13 protein-coding genes, 1 tRNA gene and 1 pseudogene are annotated in these 14,577 nt (G+C 32.9%); 13 read left to right on the forward strand and 2 right to left on the reverse strand.

Going from position 1 to position 14,577, the window contains the following annotated elements:
• Positions 1 to 108 precede the first annotated feature (108 nt).
• Entirely contained in the window at positions 109 to 372 is a 264-nt protein-coding gene (locus D0T56_RS15825) for a hypothetical protein (protein ID WP_163321142.1), read from the reverse strand.
• Positions 373 to 764: 392 nt separating this feature from the next.
• Here D0T56_RS15825 and sufB point away from each other — a divergent pair, with 392 nt between their 5' ends.
• Positions 765 to 2,222: a Fe-S cluster assembly protein SufB gene (gene sufB / locus D0T56_RS15830; protein WP_163321143.1), complete on the forward strand. Its 1,458-nt coding sequence runs from the start codon at positions 765 to 767 to the stop codon at positions 2,220 to 2,222.
• Here the strand turns inward: sufB and D0T56_RS15835 are convergent.
• Positions 2,219 to 3,010: a TIGR02757 family protein gene (locus D0T56_RS15835; RefSeq protein ID WP_163321144.1), complete on the reverse strand. Its 792-nt coding sequence runs from the start codon at positions 3,008 to 3,010 to the stop codon at positions 2,219 to 2,221. The genes sufB and D0T56_RS15835 overlap by 4 nt on opposite strands.
• Positions 3,011 to 3,172: 162 nt before the next feature.
• Between D0T56_RS15835 and D0T56_RS15840 the strand changes: the two genes are divergently transcribed.
• From D0T56_RS15840 to D0T56_RS15895, 12 genes and pseudogenes are all read left to right on the forward strand, one after another.
• A tRNA-Ile gene (locus tag D0T56_RS15840) sits at positions 3,173 to 3,246 on the forward strand.
• 114 nt (positions 3,247 to 3,360) lie between these two features.
• Positions 3,361 to 4,560 carry a site-specific integrase gene (locus D0T56_RS15845; protein ID WP_163321145.1) on the forward strand — a complete coding sequence of 400 codons (1,200 nt, stop codon included), beginning with the start codon at positions 3,361 to 3,363 and terminating at the stop codon, positions 4,558 to 4,560.
• Between the two features lie 230 nt (positions 4,561 to 4,790).
• Positions 4,791 to 6,998 carry a hypothetical protein gene (locus D0T56_RS15850; protein ID WP_163321146.1) on the forward strand — a complete coding sequence of 736 codons (2,208 nt, stop codon included), beginning with the start codon at positions 4,791 to 4,793 and terminating at the stop codon, positions 6,996 to 6,998.
• A 312-nt stretch (positions 6,999 to 7,310) separates the two neighbouring features.
• Positions 7,311 to 7,583, forward strand: a complete 273-nt coding sequence (locus D0T56_RS15855; protein WP_163321147.1) for a hypothetical protein — start codon at positions 7,311 to 7,313, stop codon at positions 7,581 to 7,583.
• Positions 7,584 to 7,671: 88 nt separating this feature from the next.
• The gene (locus tag D0T56_RS15860; protein ID WP_163321148.1) at positions 7,672 to 8,547 is read left to right on the forward strand and encodes an AAA family ATPase; all 876 of its coding nucleotides are present in this window, start codon (positions 7,672 to 7,674) and stop codon (positions 8,545 to 8,547) included.
• Positions 8,519 to 9,565, forward strand: a complete 1,047-nt coding sequence (locus D0T56_RS15865) for a DUF3871 family protein (protein WP_163321149.1) — start codon at positions 8,519 to 8,521, stop codon at positions 9,563 to 9,565. Before D0T56_RS15860 ends, D0T56_RS15865 begins: the two co-directional genes overlap by 29 nt.
• A gap of 670 nt (positions 9,566 to 10,235) precedes the next feature.
• Positions 10,236 to 10,664 carry a hypothetical protein gene (locus tag D0T56_RS15870; RefSeq protein ID WP_163321150.1) on the forward strand — a complete coding sequence of 143 codons (429 nt, stop codon included), beginning with the start codon at positions 10,236 to 10,238 and terminating at the stop codon, positions 10,662 to 10,664.
• A gap of 19 nt (positions 10,665 to 10,683) precedes the next feature.
• Complete coding sequence (locus D0T56_RS15875; RefSeq protein WP_163321151.1) at positions 10,684 to 11,220, forward strand: hypothetical protein; 537 nt, start codon at positions 10,684 to 10,686, stop codon at positions 11,218 to 11,220.
• A 30-nt stretch (positions 11,221 to 11,250) separates the two neighbouring features.
• Complete coding sequence (locus tag D0T56_RS16620; RefSeq protein ID WP_185153897.1) at positions 11,251 to 12,099, forward strand: hypothetical protein; 849 nt, start codon at positions 11,251 to 11,253, stop codon at positions 12,097 to 12,099.
• A gap of 131 nt (positions 12,100 to 12,230) precedes the next feature.
• A complete protein-coding gene (locus D0T56_RS16830; protein WP_255491198.1) occupies positions 12,231 to 13,184 on the forward strand; it encodes a hypothetical protein in 954 nt (317 codons plus the stop codon).
• 396 nt (positions 13,185 to 13,580) lie between these two features.
• On the forward strand, positions 13,581 to 13,913 hold the full coding sequence (locus D0T56_RS15890) for a hypothetical protein (protein WP_163321152.1): 333 nt from the start codon (positions 13,581 to 13,583) through the stop codon (positions 13,911 to 13,913).
• A gap of 22 nt (positions 13,914 to 13,935) precedes the next feature.
• A pseudogene (locus D0T56_RS15895) lies at positions 13,936 to 14,526 on the forward strand (transposase); the annotation flags it as partial.
• Between the last annotated feature and the right edge of the window lie 51 nt (positions 14,527 to 14,577).

Here is a 14,577-nt window from a genome sequence, read left to right on the forward strand (position 1 = left end):
AGAGGCAGGCTGTAAATCATTATCTTAAGCTACAAAGATAGAAAAAATTTGAAATATTGACGATGTATCACGTAAAAAAAAATGGAATTCATATCGACATAAACACATCTATTTGCCCGAAGATAAATTTGGCAAATAATCCAGATTTTCAATTTCATTTTCCACATTTGTTTTCTTTTGCTTTTTCCGCTCCCTCTTCATCAGGATATGTATCGCTGTGTTGACTAGTCCATAAACAATTAATGGCGCAACTATATAGCGAGGATAATTTGACAGATCAAAATTTCCGGTACATAAAACAATAAGATAAATAACGAATAATGCATATATAGACCAAAATGCTATCTGCAATTTTTTATATTTCCCCATCATAATATCATTTAAAAAAATTCAACAATACGATTATGAGAATTTACTCATAAATAGCTACAAACAATTTGTTTCAATCATACGCAATCCTTTCTTTAACTCAATTTATACTATGCGGATAAACATAGGCCTTATATTTGATTTTTCCTAATTATTGGGGGAATATCTTTGCTTTTTGATCAAGATAAACAAATTTTAAACATTTTCGTATAACTTTCTGTGAAAAAGACAGATAAATAATATATGCTTTAGATATGGTATAGAAAAAAGCAATACAAAAATATGACCGGCGTTGTCAAAAATAGAGTATGTTTACCTATCTTTGCGTTTCACAATATGTGTCCGAACCTTTGTTCCGGCAGTATTGTTATACTATACTAAACTTATATAAGACAATGGCAGAAGATCAAGATAAAATTTTAGAAGAATTTACCAATGGCGAATATAAATACGGGTTTGTCACCGATATCGAAACAGAAATCATACCCGTAGGGCTGAATGAGGATGTGATACGTTTGATTTCAGCAAAAAAGAATGAACCGGAATGGATGTTGGATTTCCGCTTAAGAGCGTACCATCATTGGTTGACTTTGGAAATGCCAACCTGGGCTCATTTGAATATTCCGAAAATAGATTATCAATCAATAAGTTACTACGCTGCCCCTAAACAAAAAGACGGACCTAAAAGTCTGGAAGAAGTTGATCCCGAACTTTTGAAAACTTTTGATAAACTAGGCATCCCTCTTCACGAAAGAGAAGTGCTTGCAGGTGTTCAGACCATGGCTGTAGATGCCGTGGTGGATAGTGTTTCTGTGAAAACAACATTTAAGAAAACACTTGCGGAAAAAGGTATCATATTCTGTTCTTTCAGTGAGGCGGTACAAGAATATCCCGATCTGGTGAAAAAATATCTTGGATCGGTGGTTCCCTATCGTGACAATTTTTTCGCAGCACTGAATTCGGCTGTGTTTAGTGACGGTTCTTTTGTCTATATTCCCAAAGGCGTGCGTTGTCCGATGGAGCTTTCTACGTATTTCAGAATAAATGCTGCAAATACAGGGCAATTTGAACGGACTTTGATTGTTGCCGATGACGATGCCTATGTCAGCTATCTTGAGGGCTGTACGGCTCCGATGCGTGACGAGAATCAACTCCATGCCGCGATTGTGGAAATTGTTGCGATGAACAATGCAGAAGTTAAATACTCAACCGTTCAGAACTGGTATCCGGGTGATAAAGAGGGAAATGGCGGGGTTTATAACTTTGTCACAAAACGAGGTATCTGCAAAGGTAATAATTCTAAAATATCTTGGACTCAGGTCGAAACCGGTTCAGCTATTACATGGAAATATCCGTCGTGCATCCTTGCAGGAGATAATTCAATAGGAGAATTTTACTCTGTTGCGGTGACTAACAATCATCAACAAGCCGATACAGGTACAAAAATGATTCATCTGGGGAAAAATACCAAGAGTCGTATTGTTTCGAAAGGGATTTCCGCAGGATTCAGTCAAAACTCTTACCGTGGTCTGGTTAAGGTTTCACCTAAGGCAGAAGGAGCACGCAACCATTCACAATGCGATAGCTTGCTATTGGGCGATAAATGTGGTGCGCATACTTTCCCTTATTCTGATATCAAAAACGAAACAGCAATAATAGAACACGAAGCCACAACTTCAAAAATAAGTGAGGATCAAATTTTCTACTGTAATCAGAGAGGTATTTCCACTGAAGAAGCTGTAGGGTTAATTGTAAATGGCTATGCGAAAGAAGTAATGCAAAAACTGCCGATGGAATTTGCTGTGGAAGCGCAAAAACTGCTTCAAATCAGCTTGGAAGGAAGCGTTGGTTAATTAAAACTTCTATCTATAATACATTTTTCTTCGATAGAAATACCAAAAAGAGCAAAATCATACTTTACGGGGTCGTCTTGATCCAGTAGGCAAAGGTTTTGTGTTAACTCAATTGCTGCTTTCCAATCATTTTTGTCTCTTGTCAGCAGGCCTAACATTCTGGCGGTTCTTTCAACATGCAAATCCAGAGGACAAATCAGATCTTTTGGTGATACCATATTCCAAAGGCCGAAATCAACACCCTTTTTATCTTTCCGCACCATCCATCGAAGGAACATATTCAGTCGCTTACATGCTGATTTTTTGTTTGGCGACGAAACGTGTTTACCTGTTCTTTTGACGAATGATGGTAAAGACATAAAATATGAACGAAAATGGTTTAACCCATCCTCAACAGACATTCCTTTTTTTGGGAAAAAGGCAGATTCTAGACTGTCATTTTTTTGATAATGGTATTTGAAAAACTCTACGAAATAAAGCAGATCCAAATCGTTAAATGTGCGATGTTTGAAACCTAACAGGCTCTTTAAATCTTCCTCATTATGCTCCATAATGAACTGATAAGGTGAATTATCCATTCTTTCCGACAGTTCGATACATTTATTTATTATTGTAGCTCGTTGTCCCCAAGCAAATATAGAAGCAAAAAAAGCCATGATTTCGATATCCTGCTTTTTCTCAAAGCGATGAGGAATTGAAATCGGGTCATTTATTATGAAGCCTTGATTGTTATATTGTTCAACTTTTCGATCAAGTAAAGTTTTCAGGTCAAGAATTTTTTTATTCATCTATCGGTATCCATGTTATTGTCAAAGGTAGTAATAATCAGTCGTTAAACAATATCGTCGAAATATAAATTACTTATCACTATTAAAAAAAGCTTATCAGAACTTGCATATATAAATAAAATAGAGTAATATTGCATCCGATTTCGAGATCAAACCTTTTCAGGTCCTATAGCTCAGTTGGTTAGAGCATCTGACTCATAATCAGGGGGTCCCTGGTTCAAGCCCAGGTGGGACCACTTAAAAATCAGAGAGTTACAGTTTTTGCTGTGACTCTTTCTTTGTTTATATACCTGATGTTTTAGTAGTGTTTCAGTGAGGTTGGTAAACCATACTGTAAACCAGAAATCAACATGAGTTGTACAGTTAATGTATTGTGTTACAAATCAAAAACATTATCAACAGGTGAACATCCATTGATGTTATGTATCTCTAAAGATGGTAAGAGAAAGTATTTAAGTCTTGGTGTATCAATTTATCCTCAACATTGGGATTTTAAGAAGAACCTACCCAAAAGGAATTGTCCTAATAAAGACCTTATTCAGAGGCTTATTAATGAGAAAATTAACCTTTATACAGAACATATATTGGAGTTAAAGACTACCAATAGAGAGTTTACAATAACTAATCTTATAGATAAGGTTAATGGAGTATCAAGTAAATGTACTGTTCAACAGTTGTTTGATATTTATATTGAACAACTGAGAAAAGAGGGTAGACTAAAATATGCCTCTACATTTAAAGAGTTAAAGAACTCTCTGATAGAGTTTAATTATCATTTAGACATACTCTTCTCTGATATTGATGTTACTTGGTTGAAAAACTATGAAGCATGGTTAAGAGGTAAAGGTCTTGCTTATAATTCTATAGGAGTCAGGTTTAGAACCCTAAGAGCCATATATAATAAAGCTATTGAAGATAACATTGTTAAGCAAGAGTACTATCCATTTAAAGTCTTTAAGGTGTCAAAATTGCATGAAGATACAGTCAAGAGAGCCATTAGTAAATCTGATATTGAAAAGATTATTAACTATAAGTCTGATAGAGAGTACACTCAATTATCTATTGACTTGTTTTTCTTCTCTTATTTGTGTGCAGGAATAAATTTTACAGATATAGCTTATCTCACTAAAGATAATATACTTGATGACAGGCTTGTATATACAAGAAAGAAGACTAAGAAACTGATAAAGATTCCTCTTCAAGAAAAGGCTTTGCTAATAGTGAGTAAATATAGTCAAGTAAATAATCATTACCTTTTTCCTATACTCTCAAACTTTCATAAAACTGACCAACAGAAGATGAATAGAATTAATAAGACTTTGAGGAAAGTAAATAAGTCTCTCAGAGCCATTGGTGAAGAGTTGAAGATACCTATAACCTTAACAACGTATGTTGCTAGGCATTCATTTGCCACTGTTTTAAAGAGGTCTGGTGTATCTACTTCAATTATATCAGAATCATTAGGACATAGCAATGAAAAAGTTACTCAAATATATCTTGATAGTTTTGAGAACTCCCAGATTAATGAAGCGATGAAGCATCTGTTATGATGCTTCTCTGTTTCAAGTGGGTATAGCTGTACAATTATTATTTTAGACCCAAGAAGTGGATAAAGAATAATACTGATTTAATGCAACTATTAACATCTTAACTTCACCCAAAAGATGAAGTATAAGAGAGGGTTGATAATAATGTACTCACTTTATCATTTTATTGTAGGAAAAGTGAGTACATTTCTCTTATCTTTATAGCCTATTATCTAAAATAATACCTTACATCTATGAATGAAACTAATATAAATGACTCATATCAACTATCTATTGGTAACTATGAAATACTATACTCCTCAGCACCAAATGGAGATAAGGCAGTTCAATATCTAAACAATGGTTCTGTAAAGTCTTCTGATATAGATTTAAAATGTACTGTTAAATATAAGGATGAAGCTAAATCTTCTATCAGTTCAGTTGATTTTTTGATGCCAAGAGATGAGGCTAAATTGAGTGATATATTTGAAACTACTCCTTATGGTTTAATTAAGAAGAATAGAACAGGTGTTGGTGCTACAACCTTAGAATTAAGGTCTAAAAGAAATAGCATTGTTGTAGTACCTACAAAAGCATTAGCATATAATAAAGCTAAGGATAGTAAGGTAATAATAGATGGGCAGGTAAAGTATAAAGTTCAATATGTAGGGAGTGCTATTACTAGATTTAATGTACCAACTATTGAAGAGTATTTAGCTGATGAAGTAATACCAGATAAAAAGTTTATTGTTGTTGCTGATAGTCTCCCCAGGCTCTTAAGAAAGATTGGTGAAGATAATTATAAAGACTACTTCTTTATGGTGGATGAAGTGGACTCTTATCAGTATGATGCATGGTATAGACCAACTTTAGAAAATGTTATAGATTATTACTTTGAATTTCCACCTAAAAAAAGATGCTTAGTCTCTGCAACTATTGGAAGATTCTCTAATGAAAAGATAGAAGAAGAGCCTGTTATCAATGTAACATTTAATCAACCTCAACCAAGAGACATTAAATTACTACATACTAATAATGTTATAGCAACAACAGTTAGACAAATTAACTCTATATTAGGAATAGACCCTAATATTAAGATAGTAATAGCCTACAACTCTGTAAGAAGAGGAATCTTACAAATAATAGAAAGTTTAGATGAAACTTTAAGGTCTAAATGTGCTATACTATGTAGTAGTAGAAGTAAACAATATGCAGGAGACTACTATTCAGAAGATATAATAAATGGGGAGCTTCCTAATCAAATAACCTTTATGACTTGCACCTACTTTGTAGGTATTGATATGTTAGAGAGATTTCATTTAATCTCTGTTGCAGAAGGTCTTTATTATCAACTTCATACTTTACTCTCAGAAGATAAGTTAGAACAAATAGCTGGCAGATGTAGGCATGAAGAGGGGCTGATTAGTGAAACTGTAATTTACCATTCAAGAGCAAGAATAGCAAGAAGTGTTTTTCTTTTTCCCCCAACTCCTGAAACTGTAGAGGAAGAAACAAAAGAATGTGCACAACTGCTTATTAATCACATAAATGCAATAATAACATTGAAGGGCATTTATAAAAGATTAAGTAATAGTTACTTTAATAAGTTTAGTATAGATGATATTATTGATAACTCTTTCATGAGGTATAATGAATCAAAAGCTGTGAAATTATTAAGGAAAGATATTCATAATAATGTTAAGCCTGCTTATTTAAATATTGATAATATAGTGATTCAATATAAGATACTAGATTCTTTGTATCTATCAGAGCAGGCATTGTATGAATCATTACAGAGTCAAGGGCATATAGTTACTTGGGAAAATGTAGAAGAATCAGAAGAAAGAATGTCTACTCAAGCTCAAGAAAATCTTGATGAACATATTAGAGTTGCAGAAGAAGATGAGATAGAAGCCATAATAGAACATCTTAGAAGAGGACATACTATAAGAGAGAGAATTAGACTTGCTAACAGATATGTTATAGAAATAGGTGCATCAGATAAAGGAGAGACATTTATCAACAAGTTTTTAGAACTTCAAAACTATGTGCCTTTTGAAGAGTTAATAACAACTCTACCTCAACATAATACTCCAGCTAAATATGATAGATTCTATAATTCAGTTATGTTTTGGGCATTGTCAGAAGAACATTCATTTAAGATTGCATTTAAACAAAGATTACCACTTGAAACACCTCTTAATAGTGAAGATATAAAGGGTATATTGAATGACTTATTAGGAAGCAATTTTGGTTATAGTATAGGCACAAAAAATAAAGCAGTGAGAGACTTACAGATTTTTTGTAAAATAAGTGAGAGGGTTAGAGATAGAGAACTGGGTAATCCTTATTTCATTTTGAATTATGATGTTAATAACTTTGGTACTCCTTTAGATATAATAAGTGCTACTACCAATATTAGAGAATTGTTCAGATTCCCAACTTTTGTACTCACTTCTTAAGTATTTATATATGTAAAGTGAGTACAAATCTCAGATTATTTCAGAATTATAAATATAAGCTAACAGAAAAATTAAGCATCTGTTAGCTTTTTAGAAATGTAGTGTTACCTAATATTATATCTACCCCTACCTTTTGGGTAAGAAATTGACTACCCCCACCCAAGAAGCATTAAATAATAATAACTGTTTTGTCAAGTTTTGAAGAATTAATAATAGCTGTTTGAGAGGCATATAACCACATCAATACTCCCTCCATATCATGGAAATTGGGTTTATACCCCTGTGTCTAATCATTAAAAATATAATATTGATATGGAAAATTTAAAATTCTTACAAACTTGGTCAGTAAATGACTTCAAAAGTAATCAGCAAGTACAGGAGATTGAAATTAAAAGAAATGAATCAACAGGTAAATGTTTCTTCACTTATGGAGCAGAAACAGGAGCTTGTTCAAAGAAAGTAGTGACAGGAGAAGTTACTATGCCTGTTATATCTCAGGTATGTGTACCAATGACAGGAGAGATGTTCTTCTTGTTGCATCAGAGAGGAGAGACAGGAGGTGCCACAACATTGGCTAAACTGTAATAAGATGTTGTTATTTATCAACTTTGGGTAAGGAGTTTAAGTATTCCTTACCTTTTTTTTACTTGTATCTAAACAAAATAGTTATAATATGAATTTAAGACAATCACAAAGGAAACAAGCCAAGATAAAGTTGGCATTGGAAGGATGCTCAGGTAGTGGCAAGACTTATTCAAGTCTGCTACTGGCATCAGGTATGACCAATTGGAATAAGATTGCTATCATTGATTCTGAGAATGGTAGTGCTGATTTATATGCACATCTTGGGAATTACAATGTATTAACCCTGCAATCTCCATTTACACCAGAGAAGTATATGCAGGCTATTGAAGTGTGTGAGAAAGCAGGAATGGAAGTTATTATCATTGATTCTATCTCTCATTGTTGGGAGTATCTGTTAGAGTATCATTCATCACTTCAAGGCAACAGCTTTACTAATTGGGGAAAGATAACACCAAGACAAAATGCCTTTATTCAAAAGGTATTGAGTAGTAACTCTCATATCATTTGTACTATGAGAACCAAGCAAGATTATATCTTGACTGAAAAGAATGGTAAAATGATACCTGAGAAAGTTGGACTAAAAGCTGTTATGAGAGATGGAGTAGATTATGAATTTACCATAGTCTTTGATATTGACATCAAGCATAATGCTGTTGCAAGTAAAGATAGAACAGGTATGTTTGTTAATAAACCAGAGTTTCAAATATCTTCTGATATTGGCAAAAGAATACTTCAATGGTGCAATAGTGGAGCTAATATAGATTCAGTCAAATCAGCTTTGAGAATGGCACAATCAGAAGATGAGCTTTATTCAATCTATCATCAGTACCCAGAATGGAGAGAAGAACTAACACCTGACTTTATGAACAGGAAGTTAGTCATTCAGTCCCAAAGTAGTAATCAATCAATTATTTCTAACCCCTCAAATTTGAATTATGGAAACAATGCAGTTAGTACCAATTAGAACAAATGTAAGTTCAGTTAATCAACAAATTATTGTACCAAACACACCTCAGATAATTGATATAACACCTCTGTCAGAAAGACCATTAGGCAAGAGTGATGCAAGACATTTCATTGAAGCTAATACTAAAGAGGTTGATATATTTCAGTTAAAGAATGAGTGTGTTGTACCTGTATTCAGTAAGGATAATGAAATTACAATCAGTCATCCAAATTTTATTGAAACTGTCTGGGAAGCTGCTAATAAGTTCTTTCCAAATGAAAGATTCTTAGAACCTGATATAAGAGTATCTCATGTAATCAAAGGTAGAGTTCCAGAAGCTATTCATAAGCCTGTGAATCAGCTTTTAGAGACTGATAAGACCATCTATTATGAGAGAATGGCATTCTGTTTTGAAATACCCTCTATTTATGAAGATATTGAGGGTAACAGATTGAATCTGACCATTGGAGGAGTAAGAGCTTACAATCATGAAAATTTGTATAGCAAGAAAGGAGTAGAAAAATTCAAGGTTTTCATTGGCTTTAAAAATTTGGTATGCTGTAACCTGTGTGTCTCTACTGATGGTTATCAGACTGAAATTAAGGTAATGAGTATACATGACTTATTCAATGCAGTTATGATGTTGTTTCAAAGGTACAATGTTTCACAACATTTGCACTTGATGAGGAGTTTTAAAGATACTTATTTGACTGAGCATCAATTTGCTCAACTGATAGGCAAATCTAAATTGTATCATTGTTTACCAAATGCTGAAAAGAAAACTCTTCCAGCATTTGAATTTGGAGATGCTCATATTAATGCAGTAGCCAGAGCATATTATAATGATGATAACTTCAAAATAGATGAAGGAGCAACAGCAATCAATCTTTGGAGAGTATATAATTTATTCACATCAGCCAATAAGAGCAGCTATATTGATAATCTACTTGACAGGTCTTTAAATGCAACTGAATTGACCACTGGTATCAATAAGGCTCTTCATGGGGATAGTGAGTACAAGTGGTTTATTGAGTGAAGTTTAAGTGTGTAGGAAGCAGCTATGTAGTAAGATTGTGCTTATACTTCTCCCTCTATCCTCTCCTGTTAAGAAGTGACTAAAGAATATATATATCTTTTTTGTGCCTGAAATTAGATTCTCTATATAAATAAACTTAGGGACAAAAAAGTTTATGATTAGGGGTTAATGATAATCTCCTAGAGCCTTTATTATTAAACTTATAGTACTTTGGGTAAGGATTGAAGAATGTTTAAGAAATATCCTCAAATATATTCCATTATCTTTGGAGCATATTCAACCAATTATATAATAAGGAAATAGTCCACACCAGAGTCTTGATTTTAACTTCTTTAAAGTAAGTGATTAATTCTTGATGAAAATGCTTATTTTTGTCAATGAACAATAATCATACTTGCTTATGAAGAGATAATAGAATCAAGACATATATGTAAAGCATTGCTTTATTGCTAGTGAAGTCCTAAAATTACCACTTTAAAGACAACAATCACAACAGTAATAATAAGTGATGCTCATACTATTTGGTGTGGGCTTCCTTGTTTGTGTGATTGTAGGGTGTGGTAATCCTCAGGACTCCAAGTAAGGTTAAGTACCACACCTTTTTATTTTAAGTTGGTACAGCAGGAAAGCTGAAAACTGATTTAGAGTAAGCATTGTATATTCAATAGTTATGAAAAAAATAATTTTACTAAAGTTCTTATTAATACTTATGTTCTTTATCTCATGTTTTAGTCAAGAGAAGAAACAAGAAAATACAAATGATTTTTATAAGGAAAGCACTCAAAATAACACTACTGAAAAGAATCTCAAAATGTTAGTAAACTTAAAATATATGAGCCCAACAGGTGAATATAGTATTCTCTTTCAAAATTATTATTATAATAAAGAAAAGAATCAGTATACTATATTTGTACTCTTTACAATGCCAGATGAAAATTATCCACAAGAACTTTCCAAAGTAATTGAGGGGAAATATATAGCTTATGATAATATTCTTTTTACAGAGAATAAAGGAAAAATAATAAAAGCATTTGAAATAAAAGATAAATATACACTCATAACAACTGATGGTCAAGAATGGGTAGCAGTTTATGAATAGGATATAAAAATTATAGAAAATGAAAGAATTGATAGGTACTATATTGGGGATTGCTTCATTAATTATAGGCTCAATATTAGGTTCAAAAGTAGCATATAATATGGAGGGCTTTGGTGCTGTTATTTGTGTCTTTATAGGTGCTATTGTTGGAGGTGGTATTGGAGGTTGGCTTTATTCAGTTATAACAAATACATCAACTAATAATAAGAAACAACCAACAAATTTATATGAAGCAACAAGAGAAGTAATTGAACCATTGGTGATAAGAAGTTATAGGAATATTGCTTATCAAAATGGAATTGCACCAACATCTAAAACCTCTGATAATAAAATTATAGAGATATATTCAAAGATTGGTTCTGCTTTCAAAGAAGCATCAAAACAAAGGAATGAACATATACCAGCAGTTTATCTTAATACTATTGTATTGAAATTCTATCAAGTATATGAAATGGGTGGAGATGTATTTCTTGAGGAGCATCTTAAATATGAGGTTGATAGATATTTAAGAGCAGGTTTAAGAGAAGACTATAAACATGAATTAAAGTTATTCTGATTGAATTTAAACTAAAAATAAAAGATAATTATGTGGTGGATATTTGGTATAGCAGTAATAGGATTTATTATTTATACAATAAATAAAGAGTATAAGAAAGAGGTTAGTACTAAGCTTACTAATCAAGGTGGAATGTTGCAAAAATATAGTGTGATTATCAATCATTTTGTAAATGGAGTACCTGCTAAGGTAACAAAAGTTACTAAAGATAGTGTAGTTATAACAGCCTCAGCAATGGAGATATATTTGGATTATGTAGGTGGTAACTTAGAAGTAGAATTGAGAGGGGTTGCTCCTGTTATTGGTAAGCATTCTAAAAAATGGAAATATCCTAATGGTTATCCTCAAGAGAAAATGATTACAGAAATACAGAATTATTGTGAATGGCAAGCTAATAGGATAGGGAATAATAATACTTCAATAGAAATGATTAGTATTACAAAAGATGCTACTAACAAACTATTAAATACTGGTTTATATAAAAGAATAAGCACTCCAAAGAGTAGGTTTGAAATATTGATATTCAATGCTGCTATTGTGGCTTGGACTTATGTAAATGAAAGTAAATACAAGAATAATCTTTTTGAGGATTATATTAGATTTTTAATTAAAGAAGCTCCCAAATCTGATATATACATGAAAGATGATGACTTAATATTTTTCATCAATAAAAGATTGAAGTTTTATCTCTCTCAGATTGAAATTCTTTCAGAAAATCCTACTTCTGATTTAGGATGTTTATACTATTGCTTCTTTAAGATGCCAATCAATGACATTATTGAAAGGGAACAACTATCTGATAAAGAAGACCAATGCTTCTATAATGCAATAGTAGAAATGATAAATTGGACTTCAACTCAAACATTAAAAAGATTGTGAAGAATGTAATAATTGAATCCATAACCAAATGTAAATAGAACTGTAGTTCAAATTAACTTTAAGAATGATAGGAGGATAATATAAATTCTCCTATTGCTTTTTATAATCACACCAAATAAAACTTAATCAATATGACAGTACAAGCATTAGAAAAAATAATAATTGCAGGGATAGAATTAAAGTTAAGTATCTCAACAGAACCATTAAGACCACTTTTAGAAGAAAAAGGAGTTAAGTTTACTCCCACAGATTCAAGATGTTGGAGAGGCTATGTTGGCACATGGGAATTGAAAGACAATAGTCTATATCTGATTGACTTCAATGGTAGATTGAGGCATAGAGAAGTTAAACTTAAAGACTTATCTCATGAAGAATCTACCTCTCCTGTTAAAGCAGTTTGGTTCTCTGGTAAATTGAAGATACATGTAGGCAATGTAACCCATCAACATATAGGTGCAGGTTATTATCCAATATACCCAGAAGAGTTAGTTGTTGAAATAGACAAAGGAAATGTTACAAGTATTCTTCATAAAGAGTTTCACTTTGAATTAGTCAAAGTGCCTTCTTTATTAATTGAAGAAGATAATTATGAGTATAAAGTAGTATCAGAAGATATTTTAAAAGTAACTAAAGATGAGATGATTAATCTGATTGAGGGTTATTTCATAAGACAGTGGAAGCCTCAATTGGAGCAAATCAGCTTTATTCTTCAATATTTGCATACATATCCAAAGGCTTTATCAGACCTGAAGATTAAGGATTTAATAACTCCCCAAGAATTGTATAAACAACAGGAAGAATGGATATGGTTATATTCCAAGTATAAAGGTATGGAGAAAGATTTTTTCAGACCTTATTGGATACCTATTCAGAGAAATGGATATGATTATTTCATAGATATGTCAGATAGTAATTTCCCAATCATTGAGGCATTCTTTGAGTATTTTGATGAACCCTACCATTGGGAGAAGAAGATATTATTTGAATCAATAACAACTTTAATGTTATCTGATGAAGATAAAATCAACTTGAAACAATATAGAGTAGATAAGATTATTGAGAAATATTGCAAGTATTTATTCTGAATCTATTATTCTTTATGCTAGGAAATTTTTTATAGAGTGAATTAACAATAGTATTAACCCAAGTGTGGTATTATCACAACATTGTAAACCTACAGTAAACCATGAGTAGTAAAATAATAAGTAATAGTCTTATAATCAATCCAGTATTAACTGTTTTGAATCCTACTCATAATCAGGGGGTCCCTGGTTCAAGCCCAGGTGGGACCACAAATAAGTATCGAAAACCCTTGTAAGACAAGCTCTTGCGAGGGTTTTTCTTTTTTAGTGCCCACGTCCGTGCCCTTTTATGGGATTTTCGGATCACCGAAAAAAGTTGAGGGATTTAGTTTTTACGGCTCAACGTAAAAACATGAGGGGATAAATTTAGAAAAAATATATCTTTGGCATAAAAAAGCTATGTATCAAGATGGTTATAGCCTGTTGTTACCTTGCGGTTTATTGGATTACTTTTCTATCCTGAAAGTAGAAGACAGCAAAGCACAGATCAAGATTTACCTGGAAGAAAAGAACAACCTGGATAATCCCCAGTATGAAAGCAAAGGTTTTTATCCCAATGTCCTGGTCAATGATTTTCCAGTCAGAGGCAAAACCTTGTTGTTGGATCTGCGTCGTCGCCGATGGATACATAAACAAACGGGAGAATACTTTAACAGAAACCTACACTTAATAGCCGAAGGTACCCGTATCACGCAAGAGTTTGCGTCTTTTTTAAAAGGATTACACCGATAAAACAGCTGTGAGTTGTAAAGGTATCGGAGAGTTTTACGGTTTAGATGGCGATTTGTATGAACGTCAATACCGGGATCACTTGAGTGGCTACCGTTCTTGGGATCAATTATCTCATGCTACCGATTGGATTCTCTTCGAAAAGAATATAGGCAGTTATGTAGGTATTGATGAAGTGGCCCTTTCAAGGGGAGAACTTTATACTATCCTGATCAATAAAGAAGCAAAAGGTAAGAACGGATCAATCATAGCCATTATCAAAGGCACAGATGTAAAAACTGTTTGTGATGTTTTATTAAAGATGTCCCGCAGACGAAGGTTTCAGGTTCGGGAAATAACCCTGGATATGGCTCCTAATATGGAACTGATAGCCAGGACTTGTTTTCCGGCCGCCAAAAGAGTAACAGATCGTTTCCATGTACAGAAGCTGGCTTTCGAGGCAGTGCAAGAGATGCGTATCAAAGCACGCTGGAAGGCTTTGGACAGGGAAGCGGTAGATATGGCTGTGGCTAAAGCTAAAGGCGAACGATACATCGCACCAACTTTTGAAAACGGAGATTCACTTAAACAGCTGCTTGCACGTAGCAGATACCTGTTATTCAAGAAGGAATCACTAATTTATTGAAAGAAAAACTAAAGAAAGAACAAATAGAATTTTCTCCAAATT

The organism is Dysgonomonas sp. 520, from assembly GCF_010501095.1.
Lineage (GTDB): Bacteria > Bacteroidota > Bacteroidia > Bacteroidales > Dysgonomonadaceae > QVMP01.

Excerpts from the sequence above, each read along its gene's own strand:
- D0T56_RS15860 (WP_163321148.1), top strand. The coding sequence starts at position 7,672 with ATGAATTTAAGACAATCACAAAGGAAACAAGCCAAGATAAAGTTGGCA.
- D0T56_RS15870 (WP_163321150.1), top strand. The coding sequence starts at position 10,236 with ATGAAAAAAATAATTTTACTAAAGTTCTTATTAATACTTATGTTCTTT.
- D0T56_RS15865 (WP_163321149.1), top strand. The coding sequence starts at position 8,519 with ATGGAAACAATGCAGTTAGTACCAATTAGAACAAATGTAAGTTCAGTT.
- sufB (WP_163321143.1), top strand. The coding sequence starts at position 765 with ATGGCAGAAGATCAAGATAAAATTTTAGAAGAATTTACCAATGGCGAA.
- D0T56_RS15890 (WP_163321152.1), top strand. The coding sequence starts at position 13,581 with ATGTATCAAGATGGTTATAGCCTGTTGTTACCTTGCGGTTTATTGGAT.
- D0T56_RS15850 (WP_163321146.1), top strand. The coding sequence starts at position 4,791 with ATGAATGAAACTAATATAAATGACTCATATCAACTATCTATTGGTAAC.
- D0T56_RS16830 (WP_255491198.1), top strand. The coding sequence starts at position 12,231 with ATGACAGTACAAGCATTAGAAAAAATAATAATTGCAGGGATAGAATTA.
- D0T56_RS15875 (WP_163321151.1), top strand. The coding sequence starts at position 10,684 with ATGAAAGAATTGATAGGTACTATATTGGGGATTGCTTCATTAATTATA.
- D0T56_RS15835 (WP_163321144.1), bottom strand. The coding sequence starts at position 3,010 with ATGAATAAAAAAATTCTTGACCTGAAAACTTTACTTGATCGAAAAGTT.
- D0T56_RS16620 (WP_185153897.1), top strand. The coding sequence starts at position 11,251 with ATGTGGTGGATATTTGGTATAGCAGTAATAGGATTTATTATTTATACA.
- D0T56_RS15855 (WP_163321147.1), top strand. The coding sequence starts at position 7,311 with ATGGAAAATTTAAAATTCTTACAAACTTGGTCAGTAAATGACTTCAAA.
- D0T56_RS15845 (WP_163321145.1), top strand. The coding sequence starts at position 3,361 with ATGAGTTGTACAGTTAATGTATTGTGTTACAAATCAAAAACATTATCA.
- D0T56_RS15825 (WP_163321142.1), bottom strand. The coding sequence starts at position 372 with ATGATGGGGAAATATAAAAAATTGCAGATAGCATTTTGGTCTATATAT.